The 24,172-nt window shown below is 53.9% G+C and carries 19 protein-coding genes; all 19 read left to right on the forward strand.

From position 1 onward, the window contains the following. Positions 1-263, forward strand: a 263-nt coding sequence (locus AAIR21_RS23575; protein WP_434682361.1) for a type VI secretion system contractile sheath small subunit, incomplete at its 5' end; no start/stop codon positions are given. Between the two features lie 29 nt (positions 264-292). Next, a complete protein-coding gene (gene tssC, locus AAIR21_RS23580; protein WP_434682362.1) occupies positions 293-1,834 on the forward strand; it encodes a type VI secretion system contractile sheath large subunit in 1,542 nt (513 codons plus the stop codon). 12 nt (positions 1,835-1,846) lie between these two features. Next, complete coding sequence (tssK, locus tag AAIR21_RS23585) at positions 1,847-3,181, forward strand: type VI secretion system baseplate subunit TssK (RefSeq protein ID WP_434682363.1); 1,335 nt, start codon at positions 1,847-1,849, stop codon at positions 3,179-3,181. After that, positions 3,178-3,831 (forward strand): type VI secretion system protein TssL, short form, encoded by a 654-nt coding sequence (tssL, locus tag AAIR21_RS23590; protein ID WP_434682364.1) that lies wholly within the window; start codon positions 3,178-3,180, stop codon positions 3,829-3,831. Before tssK ends, tssL begins: the two co-directional genes overlap by 4 nt. A 5-nt stretch (positions 3,832-3,836) precedes the next feature. After that, positions 3,837-5,555, forward strand: a complete 1,719-nt coding sequence (locus tag AAIR21_RS23595; protein ID WP_434682365.1) for an OmpA family protein — start codon at positions 3,837-3,839, stop codon at positions 5,553-5,555. A 13-nt stretch (positions 5,556-5,568) separates the two neighbouring features. After that, positions 5,569-6,060, forward strand: a complete 492-nt coding sequence (locus tag AAIR21_RS23600; RefSeq protein ID WP_434682366.1) for an Hcp family type VI secretion system effector — start codon at positions 5,569-5,571, stop codon at positions 6,058-6,060. Between the two features lie 180 nt (positions 6,061-6,240). Further along, positions 6,241-8,946, forward strand: coding sequence for a type VI secretion system ATPase TssH (gene tssH, locus AAIR21_RS23605; RefSeq protein ID WP_434682367.1), 2,706 nt, complete (start codon positions 6,241-6,243; stop codon positions 8,944-8,946). Next, positions 8,943-11,534 (forward strand): type VI secretion system Vgr family protein, encoded by a 2,592-nt coding sequence (locus tag AAIR21_RS23610; protein WP_434682368.1) that lies wholly within the window; start codon positions 8,943-8,945, stop codon positions 11,532-11,534. Before tssH ends, AAIR21_RS23610 begins: the two co-directional genes overlap by 4 nt. Continuing rightward, positions 11,527-12,066: a hypothetical protein gene (locus AAIR21_RS23615; RefSeq protein ID WP_434682369.1), complete on the forward strand. Its 540-nt coding sequence runs from the start codon at positions 11,527-11,529 to the stop codon at positions 12,064-12,066. Before AAIR21_RS23610 ends, AAIR21_RS23615 begins: the two co-directional genes overlap by 8 nt. Positions 12,067-12,074: 8 nt before the next feature. Beyond that, a complete protein-coding gene (locus AAIR21_RS23620; protein WP_434682370.1) occupies positions 12,075-13,979 on the forward strand; it encodes a LysM peptidoglycan-binding domain-containing protein in 1,905 nt (634 codons plus the stop codon). Beyond that, a complete protein-coding gene (locus AAIR21_RS23625; protein WP_434682371.1) occupies positions 13,976-14,644 on the forward strand; it encodes a hypothetical protein in 669 nt (222 codons plus the stop codon). The genes AAIR21_RS23620 and AAIR21_RS23625 overlap by 4 nt, the downstream gene beginning before the upstream one ends. A gap of 50 nt (positions 14,645-14,694) precedes the next feature. After that, complete coding sequence (locus AAIR21_RS23630) at positions 14,695-15,378, forward strand: hypothetical protein (RefSeq protein ID WP_434682372.1); 684 nt, start codon at positions 14,695-14,697, stop codon at positions 15,376-15,378. A 29-nt stretch (positions 15,379-15,407) separates the two neighbouring features. Further along, positions 15,408-15,674 carry a PAAR domain-containing protein gene (locus AAIR21_RS23635; RefSeq protein ID WP_434682373.1) on the forward strand — a complete coding sequence of 89 codons (267 nt, stop codon included), beginning with the start codon at positions 15,408-15,410 and terminating at the stop codon, positions 15,672-15,674. A gap of 3 nt (positions 15,675-15,677) precedes the next feature. Next, complete coding sequence (locus AAIR21_RS23640) at positions 15,678-16,838, forward strand: hypothetical protein (protein ID WP_434682374.1); 1,161 nt, start codon at positions 15,678-15,680, stop codon at positions 16,836-16,838. Next, on the forward strand, positions 16,825-20,238 hold the full coding sequence (locus AAIR21_RS23645) for an ImcF-related family protein (RefSeq protein WP_434682375.1): 3,414 nt from the start codon (positions 16,825-16,827) through the stop codon (positions 20,236-20,238). The genes AAIR21_RS23640 and AAIR21_RS23645 overlap by 14 nt, the downstream gene beginning before the upstream one ends. Further along, positions 20,238-21,830: a type VI secretion system protein TssA gene (gene tssA, locus AAIR21_RS23650; RefSeq protein ID WP_434682376.1), complete on the forward strand. Its 1,593-nt coding sequence runs from the start codon at positions 20,238-20,240 to the stop codon at positions 21,828-21,830. The genes AAIR21_RS23645 and tssA overlap by 1 nt, the downstream gene beginning before the upstream one ends. 50 nt (positions 21,831-21,880) lie before the next feature. Further along, on the forward strand, positions 21,881-22,564 hold the full coding sequence (locus AAIR21_RS23655; protein ID WP_434682377.1) for a CDP-alcohol phosphatidyltransferase family protein: 684 nt from the start codon (positions 21,881-21,883) through the stop codon (positions 22,562-22,564). Next, positions 22,557-23,210 (forward strand): lysophospholipid acyltransferase family protein, encoded by a 654-nt coding sequence (locus tag AAIR21_RS23660; protein WP_434682378.1) that lies wholly within the window; start codon positions 22,557-22,559, stop codon positions 23,208-23,210. Before AAIR21_RS23655 ends, AAIR21_RS23660 begins: the two co-directional genes overlap by 8 nt. Beyond that, positions 23,207-24,142, forward strand: a complete 936-nt coding sequence (locus AAIR21_RS23665) for a phosphatidate cytidylyltransferase (RefSeq protein WP_434682379.1) — start codon at positions 23,207-23,209, stop codon at positions 24,140-24,142. Before AAIR21_RS23660 ends, AAIR21_RS23665 begins: the two co-directional genes overlap by 4 nt. Positions 24,143-24,172 lie beyond the last annotated feature (30 nt).

Genomic DNA, 24,172 nt, shown 5'->3' on the forward strand with positions numbered 1-24,172 from the left:
AGCATACAGACGGTGATGAAGAAACGGAAGAGAAGATTAACCTCACGTTCCGTCACATGAAAGATTTTACCCCTGAGTGCGTTGCACAGCAAGTGCCGCGACTGCAGGCGATGCTCACGATGCGCAATCTCCTGCGCGATCTGCGGGCTAATCTGCTGGATGATGCCAGTTTCCGCCGTGAATTACTGGAAATCCTGCGTAACCCCGACCTGAGCGATGAGCTTCGCGCTGAAATTGCCGCGCTGGCCCCTCAGGACGTCTGAGCCTCCCCTACTTTCACGAGATGAATATCATGTCAGCAGAACAGAATACCACCGCCGCGACGGCTGAAGTCCTGGAGCAGGAACCGTCTGCCGGGGTCTATGCGTCATTACTTAAAAAAATCAACCTGTCCCCCGTGGAGCAGCTCAACGATATCAGCGCCTGGAAAGATGAAGCCGATATGGCGGAGGCCGGTGCAAACCAGCGCGTGACCGCTGCCCTGGGTGTCTTTCTGGAGCAGTTGCGCCAGTCGGGTACCCGTAAAGTCGATAAGCTGGATAAAGCCCTGCTGGATCAGATGATCGGTGAACTGGATCGTCAGCTCAGCCAGGACCTGGACAAAATTCTGCACCATCCTGAGTTTCAGAAGGTGGAAAGTCTCTGGCGCGGCGTGGAACACCTGGTCGATAAATCGGATTTCAGAAAAAATATTCGCGTAGAATTACTTGATTTGTCCAAGGACGCGTTGCGGGAAGATTTTGAGGATGCGCCGGAAATTATCCAGAGTGGATTATACCAGCACGCGTATGTTAATGAGTATGATACTCCGGGCGGAGAGCCTATTGCAGCATTAATCTCTGCCTACGAGTTTGATGCCTCTTCGCAGGATATCGCGCTGCTGCGTAATATTTCCAAAGTGGCAGCCGCCGCGCATATGCCGTTCATTGGCTCGGTGGGCCCGGCGTTCTTCATGAAAAGCACGATCGATGAAGTGGCCGCGATCAAAGATGTTACCAACTACTTCGATCGCGCAGAATATATCAAATGGAAGAGCTTCCGGGATAGTGATGATTCGCGCTACATCGGCCTGACGATGCCGCGCGTGCTGGGGCGCCTGCCGTATGGCCCGGACACCGTACCGGTGCGCAGTTTTAACTATGTGGAAGAAGTCAAAGGCCCGGACCACGACAAATACCTGTGGACCAGTGCGTCCTTCGCCTTTGCGGCCAACATGGTGCGCAGCTTTGAGAACAATGGCTGGTGCGTGCAAATTCGCGGTCCGCAGGCCGGTGGCGCAGTGGAAGACCTGCCAATCCATCTGTATGACCTCGGTACCGGCAGCCAGGTCAAAATCCCGTCCGAAATCATGATCTCCGAAACCCGCGAGTTTGATTTTTCAAACCTCGGGTTGATCCCACTATCCTACTACAAGGGTCGTGACTACAGCTGCTTCTTCTCGGCCAACTCCACCCAGAAACCGGCGCTGTATGACACCCCGGACGCCACGGCCAACAGCCGCATCAACGCCCGTCTGCCGTATATCTTCCTGATGTCGCGCATTGCGCATTACCTGAAGGTTATTCAGCGCGAGAACATCGGCACCACCAAAGACCGCCGCGTACTGGAGCAGGAGCTAAACCGCTGGCTGAGCGGCCTGGTGACGGAGATGACCGACCCGGGCGATGCGCTGCAGGCCTCTCATCCGCTGCGCGAAGGTAAAGTGGTGGTGGAAGACATTGATGACAACCCGGGGTTCTTCCGCGTGAGGCTGTTTGCGGTGCCGCATTTCCAGGTGGAGGGGATGGACGTCAATCTGTCTCTGGTCAGCAAGATGCCGAAGGCCAAAGCATAACGGGTTGGTACCATGAAGATTTATCGTCCGTTATGGGAAGACGGGGCTTTTCTGGCCCCACAACAGTTTCAGCAGCAGGCACTGTGGGATGCCCACGTGTCGGAGACGGTAGCCCGGATGGCGCTGGCCAGTCCGTGGGGCGTGGTTACGGCGGAGTTTGATGACGGGGCGCTTGCACTTTCCCGTCTTAATGCCACCCGTCTGACAGTGCGTTTTCAGGACGGTACGCTGGTGGATACCGATCTCAGCGAGAACCTGCCGCCCGTGTGCGATCTTCAGGGGATCACCGGCGAGTCTGTCGGGGTGGTACTGGCGCTGCCGCTTCTGAACGCCAACGGCGGGAATCTGGATGATGGCAGAGACAGCGAACGTCCTCACCGCTGGAAGTCGGACAGGGTGACGGTGCAGGAGCTGGCGGGTCATGAACAGACTGCCATTCCGGTACTTCGGCATGCGCTGACGTTGCGCCTTGCCCATCAGGAGAATACCGCCTGGCTGACCTGCCCGGTGGCCCGTCTGGTGCGTAATGCGCAAGGGCAATGGGTACGTGATACCGGCTTTATCCCACCGATGCTGGCACTGTCGGCAGCGCCGTCGTTGCTTACCCGTCTACGTGACTTATTACACCGTCTGCAGGCCCGGCGTCTGCGGCTGATGAGCATGCGCCGTGAAAGCAATGCCCGTCTGGCGGATTTTGCCGTGGCAGACGTATCGTTGTTCTGGCTGCTCAGCGCCCTCAATAGCGCCGAACCGGTGCTGACCGAACTGCTGGAGAACCCTCACCGTCATCCTGAACTGGTGTACCGGGAACTGGTCAGGCTGACCGGGAGTCTGCTGACGTTTTCCCTGGAGCACGACGCCCGGGATATTCCCGCGTACCGGCATGACACCCCTGAACAGGTTTTTAACCCCATGCTGACGCTACTCGATCAACTGCTGGAAGCCAGTTTACCTTCCCGGGTCGTGGCCATTGAACTGAAACAGGACGGGGTGATGTGGAAAGGGGCGCTGCACGATGCCCGCCTGCGCGAGGGGGCCGATTTTTGGCTGTCAGTACGTTCATCGATGCCGGCACATGAGTTGCAGACACGTTTCCCTCAGTTGTGTAAGGCGGGCAGCTTCGATGATGTGTCGGAGGTGGTGAACGTGGCGATGAGCGGGATGGCGATAAAGCCCGTCAGCCATGTCCCTGCCGCTATTCCGGTGCGTCTGGAGAATCTCTATTTCGCGCTGGATCTGAACACCGATGCCGCCCGGGCGATGCTGGACGCGGGCAACTGCACGTTCTATACCCCTGAGTCGCTGGGGGACGTGAAGCTGGAACTGTTTGCGGTGTTACGCTCATGACACAGACCCCCGTGACCCGAACTGAACAGATATTTTATCCCGGCTGGCTGATGGCCTGCCAGTTACGTAACGGACATCCGATCCCCGACGGTCAGGCGCTTTACCGGCGCGCCCGTCAGAGGGTCACTGATATGCGCAGCCAACTGTCTGAAGCGGGGTTCAGCGAGTCAGCCAGTGAACAGATGCTGTTTGCCCTGTGCGCCCTGCTGGATGAGAGCGTACTTAACCGGGGGCAGGATGATGACGCGTACCGGACCTGGCAGAAAGATCCGCTTCAGGCACATTTCTTTTCCCGTCTCGATGCCGGTGAGGCCCTCTGGGTGCAAATCCGTGAGTTGCTTAAATCCCCTGCGCCGGATGCCGCGGTGTTGACCTGCCTGTACCGTACCCTGCAGCTTGGTTTTGTCGGTCAGTACCGTGAGCAGGACGACGAGCGCCGCGAGGATGTGGTGCGTGCGCTGGCGGAGCGGGTACCGCCCTTTACCCTGAGCCAGGACAGCCCTGTGGTGGTACGGCCCTCAACGCTGCGTGGTGGCCGGTGGTGGTACTGGCTGTCATGGGGTGCGGGTCTGGTGGCGCTGGTCGCGCTGTGGTTCGTGTTCTCCACGCTCCTGGATGGTCAGGTGGCGCAGATTATCGGACCGGGATAATGCCCATGCGCTCTATGTTCCTCCATGCGTGGGGGTTGCTGACCTTTATCCTGTCCCTCTGGCTGGTCAACGGCTTTTTGATGGTGTCACTCAGCACGCAACGGCTGCTCAGCCTGCTTGTTCTGCTTTCCACTGGCGGGCTGTTATGGCGTCAGTGGCAACGTCGTCCATCAGCGGGTGAGGCCCATGAACAGTTGGCTGATGATGTCCTTCCGCCGGATACCTTTACCGGTGCGGTTATCCTGGTTGCCGGGGATACCGTGTCCCTGTTTTTACCGGAACAACGCTTTCGTGAAACGTCTCAGGGCTGGTATCTGCGAACTGATACCCCGGAGCAGTTGCCCCGGCTGGCTGAGCAGCTTGCGCATACGCGTCCTGCACTGCTGCCCCGCGTGGCTGTGTTACTGGCGGTCACGCCGGAGCAGCATACCCGTGAAGAGGCTTTTCAGCAGACGTTGCGCAGCTGGCAGCGTGCCATTGTGCAGTGCCATGAGTGGCTACCTGGGCCGCCTGCCTTACTGAGTGCGGTCTGGCTTTCGCCGCCCGATGTTTCTGCACTGGCGGAAGCCCGCTGGTTTACCGCGATCCCCGGCCCTTCAGGGCTGCGGGCCCATCTCCCCGGTGAAGGTGTACTGACGCTGGCGGACTGGCAGCGGGAAGCGGCGCCAGCGGTACGTCTGTCCCGACTCAGCCAGAGTCTCTGGCTCGATAGCCTGCAGTCATGGTATCAGCGCGTGGTGGTTCCGGTATTGCAGAACGCCACCCATGGTCAGAACGGCCTGCGCCCTGCGGCACTGGGGTACTGCCTGACGTCCGTTAACGGGGAGCACGATAATCTGTGGCAACAGCAGGGGGCAACACTGACCACGATGATGCCTGCCGCTATTCCACAAGCGTCATTGTTACCGCTACCGGATGTGCTGCTCAGCTCGCTCTCCCGTCACCGTGGCGTCAGTCGCCGGATGCAGCACTGGCGGATCGCCGGGCTGATAAGCAGCGTGTTTCTGCTGCTGGCGATGACGTGCTCCTTTGTGAATAACCAGCGCCTTATTCGCACCCTCAGTGACCACCTGACGTTGTATGCCCGTCTGGGTGAGCAATCCACCGGTCCCCGTCTGCAGGCACAGGCTACCCTGCGTAATGACCTGCAACATCTGAATGACTGGCAGCGCAGGGGCGTTCCGCAGCACTACGGGCTGGGACTTTATCAGGGCATGCGTCTGATAGCCCCGGTGAACGCGGCGGTCAACGGCTGGACGCCTGAGGTGTCGGCCGTGAAACAGCCTGTGGTTAAAGCCACGCCTTCCACCATTCGCCTCGACAGCCTGTCGCTGTTCGACACCGGCAGCGCCACCCTGAAATCCGGCTCCACAAAAGTGCTGGTGAATGCGCTGGTCGGCATCAGGGCTAAACCGGGCTGGCTGATTGTGGTCAGCGGGCACACCGACAACACCGGCAACGCACAGCTCAATCAGACACTTTCCCTCAAACGCGCTGGCGCGGTACGGGACTGGATGCGCGACACCGGCGGCGTGCCGGAAAGCTGTTTTGCGGTGCAGGGCTACGGGGCCACCCGTCCCCTGCAGACGAATGACACGACGGCGGGCCGGGCGGCCAACCGTCGGGTTGAAATCAGTCTGGTACCGCAGGCGGATGCCTGCCGGATACCGGGCGTAACCCCTGCGTCATCACAGGATGATGGCGCGTCTCAACATCATGAATAAAGGAAGCAATCCAATGGCAATTCCGGTTTATCTGTGGCTGAAAGACGACGGCGGTGCGGACATCAAGGGCTCTGTGGACGTCAAGGACCGCGAGGGCAGCATCGAAGTGGTCGCACAGGAGCACAAGCTTTACATCCCGACCGACAACAACACCGGCAAGCTGACCGGTACCCGTATCCACACGCCATTCATGCTCACCAAGGAAATCGACGCCTCCAGCCCGTACCTGTACAAGGCAGTGACCACCGGTCAGACCCTGAAGTCTGCCGAATTTAAGTGGTACAAAATCAACGACGCCGGTCAGGAAGTGGAGTACTTCAACACCCTGCTTGAGAACGTCAAGGTAGTGAAGGTCAATCCGGTGATGCACGACATCAAGGACCCTGCCAAAGAGAAACACAACCACCTGGAGCAGCTTGAGCTGCGCTACGAAAAAATCACCTGGACCTACAAGGACGGCAACATCATTCATTCCGACTCCTGGAACGAACGCGCCACCGCGTAAGCCTTCTGGCGGACAGCCCTTTCTGTCCGCCTTTTTTGTTCAGTTTCTGCCTGGCGGGTGCTGAGCAAAAAAAACACCACAATCCGGACCTCTGACCTCATGCGCTTACAGGCTCCTTATCCCCAGGAAACAGCGACGGGCGGTAGCGTGTCTCAAATCCCCGACTGCGAGTAAATGAACATGGAAAATCCCGCTGTACTGTTACGTCGTCTCAACCCGTTCTGCGCCCGGGCGCTGGAGAGTGCGGCCACGCTGTGCCAGACCCGCGCCCACGCGGAAATTCATCCCGAGCACTGGCTGCTGAAACTGCTGGAGCAGGGAGAGGGCGACCTCACCGTGCTGGCCCGCCGTTATGCGTGGGACATGGATGCCGTCTGGCAGGATTTACTGGCATACCTGGACCGTCTTCCCCGGTCGGTCAGAAGCCGCCCGCAGCTGTCCGCGCAGTTTAACGAACTGCTGCGTCAGGCCTGGCTGTGTGCGTCGATGGCGGGAGAGGAGCAGATACGCAGTATCCATTTACTGATGGCGTTTCGCAGTCATCCCTCGCTTCTGCTCTGTGATGGTCTCTGGCCACTGCTCTCCCTGACGGCCGGACAGATAACACAGCTGCGCCCGCTGCTGGATATGCACTCCGATGAACGCCCGGCGGTTCAGCAGGAAGAAGCCGCACTGATGGCTGATGAGAGCCATGAGACCGGCAACGGTAACGTGACCTTTGTCGGTCGTCCGGTCGGTGCTGACGGGGCAGCAGCCTCAGCCACAAAAGAAGGTAAACCCACCACCGCCCTGCTGGCGGTGCTTGACCGCTTCACCACAGACGTGACCGCCAGAGCCCGCGACGGGAAAATCGACCCGGTATTCGGGCGTGACACTGAAATTCGCCAGATGGTGGACATTCTCTCCCGTCGTCGCAAGAACAACCCGATACTGGTGGGGGAGCCGGGCGTGGGTAAAACCGCCCTGGTCGAAGGGCTGGCGCTGCGTATCGCTGAGGGCAATGTCCCGGCGAGCCTGAAACCGGTCATCCTGCGCACCCTCGACCTCGGTCTGCTGCAGGCCGGTGCGGGCGTTAAGGGTGAGTTTGAGCAGCGCCTGAAAAACATCATTGATGCCGTCCAGCAGTCGGACCATCCGGTGCTGCTGTTTATCGACGAGGCCCACACCATCATTGGCGCGGGTAACCAGGCAGGCGGGGCCGACGCGGCCAACCTCCTCAAGCCCGCTCTGGCCCGGGGCGAACTGCGCACCATTGCCGCCACCACCTGGTCGGAATACAAACAGTACTTTGAGCGCGACGCTGCCCTGGAGCGCAGGTTCCAGATGGTGAAAGTGGATGAGCCGGATGACGACACGGCCTGCCTGATGCTCAGGGGCCTCAAGTCCCGCTACGCCGAACACCACGGGGTGCACATCTCCGACGAGGCGGTGCGCGCGGCGGTCACGCTCTCCCGTCGCTACATTACCGGGCGCCAGTTGCCGGACAAGGCGGTGGACCTGCTGGACACGGCGGCGGCTCGCGTGCGCATGAGTCTCGACACGGTACCGGAGGCCCTCACCCGGCTGGCGGCGCAGGAGAATGCGCTGGTGCTGGAAGAAGCGGCCCTGCTGGAAGACCAGGCGGTGGGCCAGTCCGTGCCCGATACCCGACTGACGGAGATTGCACGGCAGACCCGCCAGCTCACTGCCGAACAGCAGCGGCTTGAAGCCCGTTATCACCAGGAGAAGCAACTGGTCACGCAACTGCTGGACAGCCGCAAGACCTCCGGGCAGCAGGCCGAAACCGCTGCCCTTGTGCAACAGCTACACACCCTGCAGCAGAACAACCCGCTGCTGTGCCCGGATGTGGATGTCCGCACGGTGGCAGAGGTTATCGCCGACTGGACCGGCGTGCCGCTCTCATCACTTCTGAAAGACGAACAGACGGAACTCCTGCATCTGGAGACGCTTTTGCAGCAGCGTGTGGTGGGGCAGGAGACTGCACTCACTGCCATTGCACAACGCCTGAGGGCATCAAAAACCGGACTGACGCCGGAGAACGGCCCGCAGGGCGTGTTCCTGCTGGCAGGCCCGAGCGGCACCGGCAAGACCGAAACAGCCCATGCCCTGGCCGATGCGCTGTTCGGCGGCGAAAAGTCGCTGATTACCATCAACCTCTCCGAATACCAGGAGCCGCATACCGTTTCGCAGCTCAAAGGCTCACCGCCGGGCTACGTGGGTTACGGGCAGGGCGGCATTCTGACCGAGGCGGTGCGCAAACGTCCCTACAGCGTGGTGCTGCTCGACGAGGTGGAAAAAGCCCATCGAGACGTGATGAACCTGTTCTATCAGGTGTTTGACCGGGGTGTGATGCGCGATGGCGAAGGACGGGAAATCGATTTTCGCAACACCGTCATCCTGATGACCTCGAACCTGGGCAGCGAATACATCATGCAGCAATTAACGGAAAACCCGGAGACCACCGACGGCGAACTGCACGCGCTCGTCAGGCCGCTGCTTCGCGACCACTTCCAGCCTGCACTGCTGGCACGTTTTCAGACCGTGCTGTACCTCCCGCTCGGTGAAGCGCCACTGCGCACCATCGTGGCAATGAAGCTGGAGAAAGTGACGCAGCGGCTGACGCGCCACTACGGTATCACCACCCTGATTGATGAAAGTCTTTACGACACGCTGGCATCCGCTTGCCTGCTGCCGGACACCGGGGCGCGCAACATCGACAGCCTGCTTAACCAGCAGATACTCCCGGTGCTGAGCCAGCAGCTGTTGCATCACCTCGCCGCAGGGCAGAAGCCGCAGCACCTGACGCTGGGCTGGCACGACGAGGAAGGGATAGTGATGGAGTTTGGCAAGACACAGCATGACGCGACGGAGAATAAATCAGCATGAATAACACCCTGAACCGTTACCGACTCAATGTGGACACCTGTCCATCCCCGCTGGACGTGGAAGATTTTACCGGCGCAGAGAAGCTGAGCGGGACGTACCGGTATGTCATCCATTTTACCAGCCCGGATAAGGACATTCCGGCAGACCAGATGTTACGCAAACCCGCCAGCCTGACGATGGCCGGGGGACTGCTGAAGCTGCTGACGGAGCAAAAGCGGGTGCATGGTGTGGTGACGCAGTTTGAACGCCTGACCCGCTCTGCCGACCAGGCAGAATACCGCATTACGCTGGAGCCTAAGCTGGTGCTGCTGGACAGACAGTTTCGTACCCACCGCTTTTTTATCAACAAGTCGGTCCCGGAAGTGGTCACGCAGATTCTGCAGGAGCATGGCCTGAAGAACTGGGAGTATGCGTTTTCGCTCAGACGTACTTACCCTAAGCGTGAGCAAATCAACCAGTACCAGGAAAATGACCTGCAGTTTATTCAGCGGTTGCTGGCCGAAGTGGGCATTTTTTACGGGTTTACCCTGCAGCAGGATACGCAGACGGAAGTGGTCAACTTTGGCGACACGCAGTATGCGCTGACGGCCCGCCATACCCTGATGCTGAACAGTCCGTCCGGCATGAATGACAACGCTACCGATTCAGTGTGGGGACTGGGGCTTACCCACAACGTGGTGGAAGCATCCGTCTCCACCAAGGATTACAACCACCGGGAAGCCCAGTTCCGCCTGGAGTCCACGCCGGCAGACATGACCCGCGGCGATGGGGAAGGGGTGACGTACGGGGAGGTGTACCACTATAAGCCGCGTCATCTTGAACTGGGTGAGCGGATTCACTCAGAAACCGAAAGTGCCAACTTCTACGCCCGCCTGGACCATGAGCGTTTTCTGGTAAACCAGACGCACATCACCGGGACCAGCACCGATGCCACCCTTTCACCGGGACAGGTGGTTACTATTACCGGGGACAGTCACAACTCGCTCCCTGAACTACTGCAGGGTGAAATTCTGCTGACCGGCGCACAATACCGTGCCAGCCGGAAAGAAGCCCTGCTGGTGAGCCTGCACGCGGTACCGTACAGCGACACCCTCTGCTGGCGCCCGGCACTGTTACCCCGTCCTCAGGTGACGGGCACAATGACCGCCTGGGTCACCAGTGCAAAAGCTCATGATATCTACGCCTGGCAGGATGCATCAGGCCTCTACCGCGTGAAGTTTGATGCCGACATGGACGATAAGGACGCGGGGCTGGAGAGTATGCCGGTGCGTCTGGCGAAACCCTACGGCGGGGACAGGTACGGTTTTCACTTCCCGCTGATCCAGGGTACTGAGGTAGCGATTGCGTTTCATGAAGGTGATCCGGACCGCCCTTACATTGCCCACGTGATGCATAACTCCCGTTCGCACGACCACGTGACCGACAAAAACGGCACGCGCAACGTCATCCGTACCGCCGGACTGAATAAGCTGCGGATGGAAGATAAGCGCGGCGAAGAGCATGTCAAGCTCAGCACCGAGTACGGCGGCAAGACGCAGCTGAATCTGGGTCACAATGTCAACGCGGCTCGCGAATTACGTGGCGAAGGGGCTGAACTTCGTACTGACCGACATGTATCTGTGCGCGGTGGTGATGGTGTCTTCATCACTGCCGACAAACAGCCTTCGGCTGGCGACAAGATGCTCTCAATGCAGGAGGCCATTGCTCAGTTGGAAAATGCGCTGAGCATTGCCCGAAGTATGTCTAATGCAGCAGAGGCTGCAAATGCACTACCTTCCGATATCCAGAATCAGGTGAAGTTAACGGATGCACTAAAAGACCTGGTTCAGCCCGGGATGGTGTTAAATGCTCCGGAAGGTGTAAGTATCACCAGCCCTCAGGCCGTCCGGGTCGCTTCAGGTAGTGCCAGCGTGGGCATTATGTCCCAGCAGAATACTGATATCAGCGCGCTTAAACGATTTACAGTGGCGGCAGGTGAAGCGGTCAGTTTACTGGCCCGGAAGGCCGGTATGAAGCTGTTTGCGGCACAGGGCAAAGTGGAAATCCAGGCTCAGGACGATGCACTGGAAGCGATAGCCAAAAAAGATGTCACTGTGACCAGTACGGAAGGGCGGGTTGAAATCACGGCAGCGAAAGATGTCGTGCTGAAAAACCTGGATGGATCGTTCATTCAGTTGCAGGGTAAAAATATTATTCTGGGCTGTGAAGGCAACATCCTGTGGAAATGTGCCAATGCGCAGAAAATGGGTAGTGTAAGCATGAGTAGTGTTATGCCCCAGTTTCCATCTGGATATAGCGGGAAATTTACGGCGTCGTCTGATGCCGGAGTTCCAGTTGCAGCTGCGGCATACATGTTGACATCGAGTAATGGGCAGAAATTATTTGGTAGAACAGACGAGAACGGTGAAACAGTCCCGGTTTACTCATCAAACCCGAATGAGCCTTTTGAACTTGAAATGATTCAAAGTGATTATTGGTACGATAGTGAGAATATTGTGGATAGAGTACATTGTTCATCATTTTCAGATATGTCATTCCAGGACGATGGTTGTCAATGTAGTGATTGTGAGGGGAATAAAGGTGCGTGATATTACTTTTAAGTTTAAATTTTTGTTATGCATGTTGCTGGCTCCATTTTTTTCTTTTGCAAGTGGCATATGGAATGCTAAATCAGCACAAATGCAATGTGGTTCGGCTTTGATAAAGGTCAGTGCTCAATGCCAGGTGAATCAAAAAAGTCCAACGGAGAATATATGCAAAAATTACCACTTGGAAATAAAGAGCGGCACGAATAATAAAGAGTTTTCTTTACCATATATCCCAGTCAACCAAAAAACTCTCCTGGAAGGACAGGGTTATTCCTTTAATAATGTAGTTAAGCCTGGTGATTGGGCTCCCTCCACAATGAAATGCTATGATAATGAAAATATTGTCATCGGATACCATCTTGGGTTGGATGAAGAGGAGAGCGTTAAGGGTTCATTATTGTCTTATGTTGACGCCCCATTCATTGATCTTTCAGGGAGTTTTATTACAGGCAAGAAGCTTTCTGAGCTTAGAACTCGAGAAATAAAAAAACCATACGACAATACAAATATAGACTTTATTAGCAATCGCTGAGGTAGGGTATGTCTGATTTATATGAGTATTTAAATGCCAAGAAGGGAAAAGCATATTTTGATGACCAGATTAAGCCATTTTCGTTAATCGCAATCTATCCGGATATAGATACATCCCGAAAGCTAAGAGGTAACAGCCGTACAACAGGAGATGCTGATAAAGATGTCCAGGATGCTATTATAGATATGATAATTACCATAGCGGTCCGCTATGGATTAAGTTATAAAGAAATATCATATATATTATTAACCACTAAGGTTGAGTCTGGATTTAACCCCGATGCGGCAGCGGGGACTACTAGTGCAGCTGGTTTAGCACAAGGAACAGTTGGTTTTATCAAAGACGCATTGGCACAATCTGAAGACATTCTTGGTTTTCAGCTAGATCTTCGTAATGAAGAAGTTTTTGACGCTGAAAAAGGATGTTACGCGGTAATTTATTCATTCTTACTTAACAAGTCTAAAGTGATGGAGAGCTACACATCAGATCAAAGTGAATACTGGGAATGGCTTTACTTGTTGCATCATGATGGTGCCTATAGTTTAGGGAAATATCTTGATGGTACGCGTGAGAAAAGTGCAGATGGCAAGAAGTGGGCTCTTTATATAACTAACCATTTATCAGTTGTGGAAGGGTTACTCAAAAATACTGAAGTTGATACTAAATTTAAATTATCAACGGGAAATAATACGGCATTCAAAAATAAAAATTATATTGCTACAATTTCGCCATTTCCAAGTTTAACATGCCCAAATTTAGTGTCAGACTATGAGAAACCTCTTGTTTTTATCAAAGGGGTGACTGATGCAAACGGGATGACTGAATCAGTTAATGCTATCGCAGGTTCAGAAATTGTATTCACTATTCTTTCAGATAATTATAAAGAGTTAGCTAAGGCGGCTAGTGAAAAAAATACAAATGAAAAGCCTGAAACTCTAACTTATATTGTTAAAAAAGGTGACACCTTATCGGCAATAGCGAAGAAACATAGTGTATCAGTGGAGAAATTGGCAAGAATTAATAAGATCCATAACGTAAACATGTTGCGCATTGGTGCGAAATTGAAAATGCCTGATGGTAATCAAAATCATGGGTATGTTAGCCGCTATGTTTCTGAGCAGACCAAGAAAGAGATACTCAAAAATGTTGGAATTGAAAATGCTAATGCTAATGCAGCCATAGAGTATTCAAAAAGTCATATTGTGTTGCCTAAAGGAAGTAAGTCTGCGGACTCAGAAAAGAAAAGCAATGTAATTCATATTAAAACTACGACGACGGATAAGTCTGTTGCTGGTCGAAGTAAAAATGAACCAGAGAAGCATCAGACTACTTCCGAGGGGAAAGCTAAAAATGTTTCTGTTGATAAAGACTTTGAGCCGGTGGTGGATTTTTCTAAAGATATTCCTCTCAGCTTGAAAAATCTGGTAACTAATCATTCTCTTGATATTATAAAAGGAATAATGAAATCGTCAGGGGTGCATAAAATCATGATAACTAGTACGTTACGTTCTGTTGAAAAGCAAGTGAATGCTATGTACGGTAATATGCAAAGCAATGGGATAGATTCACAGTTAGCATATTATGCGAAAGCTGGGAGAGAGGTCATTAAAGCAGCCATAGATGCTGGTGGGAATGATCATAGCAAAACAGCTGCAGTTAAAGCAGCTATGACAGAAAAAGTAATTCAACTTCAAAGTGAGGGGCGATTAGTATCACGTCACTGTGTTTCAGAAGAAATGTATGCTGAGAGAAATGTATTTGATATTAGTAAAAACCTATCAAGTAAAAGAAGTGTGTTATTAGCCTTTGATAAGGCTCTTACGGAATATGCTGCCAATAATGATGGCTTTAAATACATCAGCCCTTTTTTGCATAGCGGTGAGCCGGCGTTCCATGTGGAGGTTGTACAATGAAAATATTTTTAGTGATTTTTCTGTTTCTTTTACCTTTTTTTTCAAATGCAAGTACTCTTTCTTTAGAACCTGGATTATACCATCTTGAATGGGCATATGGACCTAATGATAATTATAAAACTGTAGCTGGCGTTGTTGGTGATATTGATGAGGTTGACGGGGTTTTTTATTTAAAAAATAAAATTGACGACCAGTCCAACGATGAAGTTTACATTGTAATAAGTAAGTACTCTGATGTTGTTTTCTTCAAGCATGAAGAAATTGAAGGTGGGCCAACTATTGGGTGGGCAAACATTCAATTGAATGATAAAACGATAGTAATTAATACCCCAATCACAAAAAATTTTTATGATAATACCGATGGTGATAGTGATCGCGACGTAAAGTATAAGGTAGGCATTAAATTTCCCGGAAATAATAAATCTAAAAACACTCCTGAAATTGCTCCTATAGAAATTTTAAAAAATGATGTTTTCAAAATTGACTGTTCTGAATATTTTAAATCAAACGAAGATTATGGAAGTAAAGAGAAAAAAAATGATTCTATGCAAGACTATAGTAGTAGTGTTTTATTGAGTAGTGATGGCTTGTGTAACTCCACTTTAAATAAGAGTAATAAAGTTGAAATTTTAAATGGATGGATGCTTTTTAAAAGGATTGGCTAAATTATCTATCTGGAAAGCCTGCACAACTCATTCTGTATTGAGATGATTTTATGTTTAAAACAGCGATCTTTCTCGCTCTATTTTTACCTGCTATTGCATTCAGTAATGGTATCAAAATAAAAGATGGTTTGTATTATGGTTATTGGGTTTATAAAGATCATGGTGCTATGAAAGAGTATGGTGTTTTAGCTAACGACCCCAGAAAAATTATGGGTAAATATATCTTAAGTCCTGTACCTAAGTTTACTGATGATAATGAAATATATATTAAAGTTAAGGGTGGTGTCCCGACTGTATATTTTTATCAGAAAAGTGTTGAGTCTGATTTGAATACGGTTGGATGGGCTGGCGCTAGATTTGCTGAGGGGAATATAGTTATTTCTTCAAGCACTATTCGAATGGTCACAGAGGATACCACAGAAAATATATTTGTTGGTGAGAAAATTCTAGGGAAAAAGATAAGGTTTGAAAAGGATGAATTGGTCCCGTTGTCATTAATTGATGAGAGTAATTTTAACGTAAACTGCAATCAATACTTGGATGTTAATGCTTATAGAGAGAATGGCCTTCCTTATTACTCTGAGCCTGACCCTGAGGGGCGAAAGGGAATAGAAATAGGTTACCCTACAACGATTTTCGCAGTCGGTGAACTCGGCATTTGTTCTGCATTTCTCGATGATGATATTGTTCCACAAATCAAAAAAGGGTGGATTCAATTTCGTCGCCTCAATTAAAGCGTGTAAACTAATTTGTTAGGTGTGATATGTCCAAAGGATTTGTATTGCTCGGTGATAAAACTACTCACGGCGGTGAGGTTATATCTGCATCTTCGACCATGATTGTGAACGGTAAGAAAGTAGCTCTCGTTGGCGACGAAATTAATTGTCCTGTCGAGGGACATGGTGTCAATGCCATTATCGAAGGGTCATCTGAGTGGATCTCTGATGGGAAATCCGTGGTTGTGGATGGCTGCGAATGTGAATGTGGTTGCCATGTTATCTCCAGTGCGCCGGATTGTTCAGTAGGATAAGTTATGAGCTGGGAGCGTCAGAAAGCCACAATTGCTGCAGAACCGGATGAGCCGTCACTGGTCATTTGGCTGATTGCAGGCCTTGTTGCTGTTATTGCGGGAGTGTTGCTCTTTGTACTCCACGCCAATCAGTTTCTGGGTGAATTGCAAAAATTTAACCTCTGGATTGTTTCCGGAGGCCCTCTCTTTCTCTGGTTCGTAACGATTTGTATTCGCGGCTGGATGTATAACCACGCAATGGACCGTCATCAGTTTGAATCCGATGAGGCAGACTATGCACAGCAGCAATGGACTTCCTGGGCCGGGCGTTATCTGGCTGTTCTGTATAGCCGGGTTATCCTGCCGGATGAATTGACACCATCCACATTTCTGCAGGCCCCCAAAGATCTCGAGCAGAGTAACTCTCTTTCTCGGGGAATAACGTTACCTGCGGGTGAAGATGCTTTTTCAGTATTGATTGGGGGTCTGGGCATATCAGAACTACAGCGCTTATCTGACCTCCCTTTCCACGCAACCTTACTGACTGATTCACACAATCCTGATGAGACATTACAGAGAGAATTTTCAGCGTGCTGGCTCCAGTTTGTTGGACAGGCGTATCCCGTACCGTTACTGACGATTCTTAAAGACCGGGCCTTCGATTGGGTGGGTGAACGCCTTAAAGCCCCGATTCTGGATGTTGAGCTTTTGTTGGTTCACCAGACTCAGGGAGGAAATGAGTACAGTGATTCGCTCTCGGCTTTAATGCTGACCTCTGACGATGTAGCAACGAAATATCAGCTAAACCATCACGCTCGCCTGCTTCGGCCTATGTCGCTTGAATCAACCCAAATGCTGAGTGAAGAGCTCGATACCTTTTTCTCAACCCAGTCACAGGCTATTGCTGTGCGTGCGATTGTGGGCGACAGCATGGAGTGGGGTGATGATTTTTCCAGTCTTCTGGGCAGTGCAAAACAATATGAAGGCAGCTGGAAACCCCAGCAGTGCCATTGGCTGGAGAAATATGCCGGACTCAGCGGTCCTTTCTCACCGTGGATTATGGCCGCCGTCGTTAGTGATATAGCCATGCTCACAAAAGAAGATTGCCTGATGCTTTCGGGTGACAAAGAGCAGCGATTTGTAAACACCGTAACTACAGGGAATCTGATGAATGGCGAAGGATAACTCAGTGTGGCGTGGTAACTGGGGACGTATCAGTATTACTGCGCTGATTGCTGCCGCGATCGGATTGGCCATCTGGAAAAAAGGTGATGCGTTCGGACTGACCAGTAATGGCCTTAAGCTGCTGGTATTTGTGGCGGTGATAATCCTTCTGCTGCTTGTCCGCCATGGCAAAACTATTAGCCTTGCGATTAAACAACAGTGGTCACGTTTTCAGGCAAAGCATAAAAATGTGCTGCCCGCCGATGAAGGGCGTGTCGAACAGATCGCACCACGCAGTGTCACCGTTGATACCATCCGTGCAGCCATGCGTAACCTCTATGGTCGACGCTGGGGGAGTAAAATGCGCATCCTGCTGGTAACCGGCACCGTCGCTGAGGTGGAGCAGTTAACCCCTGGTCTTACGGCCCAGCTCTGGCAGGAAGACCGCGGTACACTGTTGCTGTGGGGCGGTGACCTCAATACGCCAGCAGACAATACTTGGTTGAGAGCGCTGCGCAAACTGCGCCGTCGTCCGGTGGACGGCCTGGTGTGGGTCACCTCGGCTTTCGATCAACTGTCAGCACCTGGCATGGAACAGCCGCTGCCAGTGCCCTCTGAAAGCACCATGGATACGCTGGCGCATGCCCTCAGCGACCGCATGGATGTACTGGGCTGGAAACTCCCGTTGTATGTCTGGTCCCTGCACCCGCGCGCTGGTAAACCGGAAGGGCGCATCACGCAGGCAACCGGATGTCTTCTGCCTGCTGGGTGTCATGTCGAAGCGCTGATGCAACAGCTTCAGACGCTATCACCGGATCTGGTTGCTCAGGGGATCCAGCAAGTCTGCCATTCAATGCAGCACAACTTCCTGCTGATGCTGGCCGAGCAACTGCTGCACGAGCCGCAAAGCCTGGTCGCCCCTCTGTCGGTGATGCTCAACCCGTACCGCCCTCTGCCACTGGCGGGAATGGTGTTCAGCCAGATTTCTGAGGATGCGGGACGCAGCGTGCTGCATCATTGGGGGCTGGATAAACGTTGGGATGTCCTGCCTGATTCTGTTCGTACGCTGCCTGCCGCACTGCGCCCGCGTAAACTGGGTTTGCCCTGTCGTAAAGTGACGCTCTCTGCCGTTGCGGCCCTAATGATTCTTTGGGGAAGCTGGATGGTTCTCTCCTTTATCAGCAACTGCAATACGATTCAGGAAGCTCAGGAGCATGCTGCTCTCGCCGTAGAGCAGAAGCAGCCGCTGGCTGAGCGGCTTCGTGCCTTGCTGGCGTTGCAGAAAACCCTGGCCCGTCTGCAGTACCGTGCTGAGCACGGTGTGCCGTGGTATGAGCAGGCCGGGTTGAGCCAGAACAATGCCCTACTGGCCGCACTCTGGCCACGTTATCAGGATAGCGCGCTGCCGCTGGTCCGGGATGCTGCTGCCGGGCATTTGCGCTCGCAGCTTGAGGCGTTTGTACAACTGCCGCCGGACAGTCCGCAGCGGGCTCGACTGGCAAAACCGGCCTACAACCAGCTGAAGCTCTGGCTGATGCTGACCCGTCCCGACAAAATGGACCCGGCCTGGTTTCACGACACGCTGATGCAGGACTGGCCGACACGCGAGGGGATGGCGCCGGGAGCGTGGCAGGGGGACGGGCCAGCCCTGCTGGCTTTTTATGCCGCCGCCTTACCTTCGCATCCGCAGTGGCGCTTAAATAACGATGATGAACTGGTCAGCACCACCCGTGGGCTGCTGGTCCGCCTGACGGGGATGCGCAACAGTGAATCTGGCCTGTACCAGAAGGTGCTGAAACAGGTATCCCACCTCTACGCCGATATGCGTCTGGAGGACATGACCGGTGAGACGGACGTGGCGCGGCTCTACACCACAAAAGCTGTGGTGCCGGGCATGTTCACCCGCCAGGCCTGGGAAAATGCCGTGCAGCCTGCGATTGAAAAGGTGGTGAAAGAGCGCCGGGATGAGATGGACTGGGTGCTGACCGACAGTAAGAAGTCCGCCTCGCAGCAGGTCTCCCCTGAGACCCTGAAACAACAGCTGACTGACCGCTATTTTGCCGATTTCAGCGGTGCCTGGCTGGCGTTTCTCAACAGCATCCGGCTGCAACCCGCGCCGACGCTCTCTGATGTCATTGATCAGCTTACCCTGATGGCGGATGTGCGTCAGTCGCCGCTGATTGCGCTGATGAACACCCTGAATATTCAGGGGCGTACTGGCGAGACAAGAGAAGCCATCACCGATTCACTGGTGAAATCCGCGAAGGATCTGCTCTCCCGTGAGAGCGTTCCGGCCATTGACCAGCGCGCTGCCACGCACGGCCCGCTGGATGACACCTTCGGTCCGGTACTGGCGCTGACGGGCAAACAGACCGACGGCAACAGCGACAGCCGCCAGAGTCTGCAGACCTTCCTTACCCGGGTTACCCAGGTACGCTTGCACCTGCAGCAGGTCACCGATGCCTCGGACCCGCAGGCGATGATGCAGGCGCTGGCGCAGGCCGTGTTTCAGGGGAAGAGCGTAGATTTAACGGACACCCAGAACTATGGCAGTCTGGTGGCGGCAGAGCTGGGTCAGGAGTGGCGCAGCTTTGGGCAGACCCTGTTTGTTCGCCCGATGGCACAGTCCTGGCAGCAGGTCCTGACGCCGGCTGCTGAAAGTCTGAACGCACAGTGGCGCGCCTCTGTGGTGAACGACTGGAACCGCGCCTTTGGCGGGCGCTATCCGTTTAAGGACACCGACAGCGACGCGTCGCTGACGCTGCTGGCAAAATACCTCGATGCGGACTCCGGAAGGGTGGCCGCGTTTATGAAGACCAGCCTGAACGGCGTGCTGCATCAGGAGGGCAGCCGCTGGGTGCCGGACGCGCTCAACAGTCAGGGGCTGACCTTTAACCCCGCATTTCTGGATGCGATTAACACGCTGAGCCATGTTTCTGATGTGGCGTTCACGACGGATACGGCCCGCCTGCAGTTTGACCTGCGTCCGGGGACGGCGGCAGGGGTGGTGGAGACCGATTTTCGCTCCGACGGTCAGACGCTCAATTATGTGAACCAGATGCCGGTCTGGAAACACTTCACCTGGCCGGGTGATACCACCTCACCGGGGGCTTCGTTAAGCTGGATAAGCGTGCAGGCCGGTACCCGCGCGTATGCTGAGTTACCCGGAGAATGGGGGCTTATCCGTCTGCTGGATAAAGCGGAGGTTAAGGGGTATCCCGGACTGAACAGCAGTTACCGGCTGCGCTGGGACGCTCAGGACGGGCGGGCGCTGAATTACACCCTGCGAACGCAATCCGGTGAGGGACCACTGGTGCTGCTGAAATTGCGGCACTTTACCCTGCCGGACACCGTCTTCGTTGTCAAAGATACACACGCGGACCGGACAACGGCGGATGAGCAGGCGGAGGACTCGGACTGATGGCGACGCTGCATTCCCTGCTGGCGGCCTGTCAGGCCGAACAGAATACGCTGACTGAACAGACTCAGCAGCGCCTGACGCTGTGGGAGAACTGGTTGTTACCGGTTTCGGAACAGGCCCCCACCGGCGATGATCCCGGCTACGACGATGATTTTCAGCAACTGCGCGAGGAAATGGACAGACTGTCCGGCATCGACCCGGAGCAGATTTGTCGTCTGTGTGAAAAACTGCTGACCTCCGTCACCAAAGATATTCGCATTGTGACCTGGTACACCTGGGCGAGGCTTGCGATGGATGGTGAATCCGGTCTGGCCGACGGACTGGAGTTACTCGCGGCCCTCCTGCTGCGTTTTGGTTCGCAGCTTCACCCTCAGCGTGAGCGTCCCCGCACGGCGGCGCTGGACTGGCTGGCCGGTACGCGGATGCTGGACAGCCTGGCGCTGTACCCGGAAGTGTCGGTGGAAGATTCACGGCGTATCGCCGGGGCGTTGCTGGTCATCGGGCAGGCAACCACGGCTGAAGATGGAGAGCCCCGGATACAGGCTGGTGCGCTGTATGCGGCGCTGGAATCCCGGCTGATGACCTCCGGAGGGCCGGAAGCCGTGGTGTCGCAGAACGCGTCAGACAATTCATCGACCTTTTCCGCGACAGCCACTGCACATCCTGGCGGTGCTGCCATTGCTTCCGGTCGTGACCTGCTGGACCAGGCCCGAAAAATGGCCGCCTGGCTGAATGAGCAGCCGGATGGCTGGCTAGCCGCACATCGTCTGATGAAGACGCTGCGTCATGACACGTTGCAGCAGTTGCCGCCTTCGGACGGCGATGGCCGGACCCGTATCGAGCCCCCCAAAGCGGATGCCCGTGCACTCCTGAAACGGCTTTACCAGCAGCAACGCTGGAGCGAACTGCCGGAACAGGCGGACAGTCTGTTCTCACGTGGGGCCGGCCATCTGTGGCTGGATGTGCAGTGGTATATCCATCAGGCGTTACTGAAACTGGGCCGTGAGACGGAAGCCGCCATTATCCAGGACGACCTGAAAGGGCTGCTCAGTCGCCTGCCCGGTCTTGAAACGCTGGCCTTTAATGACGGGTCCCCCTTTGCCGATGCGGTGACGCTGAACTGGATACGCCAGCAGGTACTGAACGACGCGACAGACTGGCAGGAACCCGCCATCAGCACGGTCAGCACCCCCGAAAACGCTATTCTGGCGCTGGAAGGCGAGGCACAGGAAAAAGCCGACGCCGATGGCGTGGAAGCGGCGCTGACCTGGTTACAGCAGCGCCCCGGCGTGGTCTCCCGTCGCGAGCGCTGGCTGTTGAGGCTGCTGATGGCCCGCATTGCTGAACAGTACGGTAAAAATGAACTGGCGGTGCATCTGCTGGGGGAGTTGGATACGCAGGCGGGTAACCTGACGCTGCAACAGTGGGAGCCGGAGCTGCTGTTTGAGGTGAAGGCTCGAAAACTGAAGCTACTGCGAATACTTGCCGGGCGCAGCGAAAGCGAAAGAGCGCGGCTGCAGCCGGAAATAGCGACACTGCTTTCTGGGCTGATCTCACTCGATCCTGCTCGTGCGGCAGTGCTGTGCGGATGATCCGCAGCCCTCTCTCTATCACAACATAAACTTGTAACGAGAATGGAATTATGGCGTTAAAAATTAACGATCGTCGGCCTGTTACGACGCGTGATAAAACCTGGGCAAAAGAAAGCGCATATTGGCTAAAAAACAGAGGGGTTACCCCAAATCAAATTTCACTGGCAAGTACTTTTTTTGCACTGTTTTCCGGCCTTTGCTTTTTATTTGCCTTTTACTTTGCATCCTGGCTAATCCGGGACGGCTTATTGCTGTTGGCTGCTGTTCTCATTCAGGGAAGGCTTATCTGTAATTTGCTTGATGGCATGGTAGCTGTAGAGGGTGGTCTGGCAACACCTGCGGGACCGGTCTACAACGAATTACCCGACCGGGTGTCAGATACGCTGATTTTTGTCGGTGTCGGATATGGACTGAGCGCTTTTTCGTTCGCCGGAACGCTGGGTTGGGTAGCGTCACTGCTGGCGTTGATGACCGCTTATCTGCGCCTATTGGGTGGAGCCTGTGGTTTGCGTCAGCACTTTTTTGGGCCAATGGCAAAACAGCATCGTATGGCGCTACTGTGTGGATGTACTGTGCTTGCGCTTTTTTTGCCGACATTCTACGGGCAAACTCTGCTTTTTCTATGTCTGGTGGTCATCAGTCTCGGTTCGCTTTTCACCTGCTGGCGGCGTGGGAAACGCATTCTGGATGAGTTGTATCAGAATGCGGCGGCACAGGAGAAGACCAATGAATAATGCTGTGAGGTCCCCCATGGACAGCCGACTGGTTGCCAGATGTCTGATTCGGATCTGCCGCTTACTCACGGGTATTCGCGCCCGTTGGCTATCTCCGGTACCGGAGAACACCCAGGTCAGAATTTATTATGCCAATCACTCCAGTCACCTTGATGGTATTGTGATTTGGGCAAGTATGCCTCCTCAACTTCGGCCTTCTGTTCGTCCGGTTGCCGCGGCCGATTACTGGCTAGCCTCATCGCTGCGTCGCTATATTGCCCGTCGTATTTTTAATGCAGTGCTGATTAAGCGCCGTCCCTCAGCTGAGGAAGGCAGTCAGCCGAATAATGCGTTGGCACTGATGAGTGAGGCGCTTAATAACTCGCAGTCGCTGATTATTTTTCCTGAGGGTACCCGAGGAAATGGCGATGAAATTTCATCGTTCAAAAGTGGCCTCTGGCATCTTGCCCGTATGAATCCCGACGTTCAACTGGTGCCTGTATATCTTGAAAATCTTAACCGTGTTCTGCCTAAAGGTTCCCGTCTGGTGGTGCCGATATTGTGCTCCGCGACTTTTGGTGAACCCATCAACTCGCCGCAGGAAAAGGAAGAAAAAAACGCATTTTTGCAACGTGCCTGGGAAGCTCTAGAGGGACTCAAATCATGAATTTTCAGGATCAATCCCTGGTTTATTTACTGGTGGGTTTATTTGGCTTACTGGTATTTGCCAGCATTGTGGGTTTCATTATTGAAAAAGCCAAAGGTAGTTCACCGGTTATTGTGAATCTTAATGCCCGTATTCGCGCCTGGTGGATGATGTGTCTGCTTTCGGTGGCGGCGATGTGGTTTGGACCCATCGGTTCAACATTGCTATTCGCGATAATGTCTCTGCTGGCTCTAAGGGAATGTGTCACGCTGACACCGACTCTCCGTGGGGACCATGAAGCGCTTTTCTGGTGTTTCTTTATTCTTCTGCCGCTGCAATATGTGCTGGTTGGCATGCAGTGGTACGGCACCTTTGCCATTTTTATTCCGGTTTATGCATTCTTATTTATTCCCACCCGAATGGCTCTGGCCGGGGATCCGAATAACTTTCTGGAAAGAAGCGCCAAGATACAGTGGAGCATGATGATCGCGGTGTATTGCATCAGCTATGTACCCGCCTTATTGATGCTACCCATACCGGGATATGAGCATCAGAATATCAAGCTGTTGCTGTTCCTGATGATTGTCGTGCAGATTTCAGACGTTTTACAGTATGTGTTTGGGAAGCTGACAGGCAAGCGTCCTGTCGCACCGCGCCTGAGCCCCAATAAAACGGTTGAAGGATTTGTCGGCGGAATAGCGTCGGCAACGCTTGTCGGGACATTGCTTTGGTGGGTAACACCTTTCGCTCCGTGGCAGGCCGCATTGATTTCACTGGTGATAACGCTTCTGGGATTCGCGGGAGGGCTATGTATGTCAGCCATTAAACGAGACCGTGGCGTAAAAGATTTTGGTGCAATGATTGAAGGTCACGGCGGCATGATGGACCGGATTGATTCCCTTTGCTTTGCTGCACCTATTTTTTTCCATCTCGTCCGGTTCTGGTTCACCTGATCCCCGAGACATTAAGCCCCACACAGAGGA

Origin of the sequence: Enterobacter sp. PTB (genome assembly GCF_051130085.1) — a bacterium.
Taxonomy (GTDB): domain Bacteria; phylum Pseudomonadota; class Gammaproteobacteria; order Enterobacterales; family Enterobacteriaceae; genus Enterobacter; species Enterobacter ludwigii.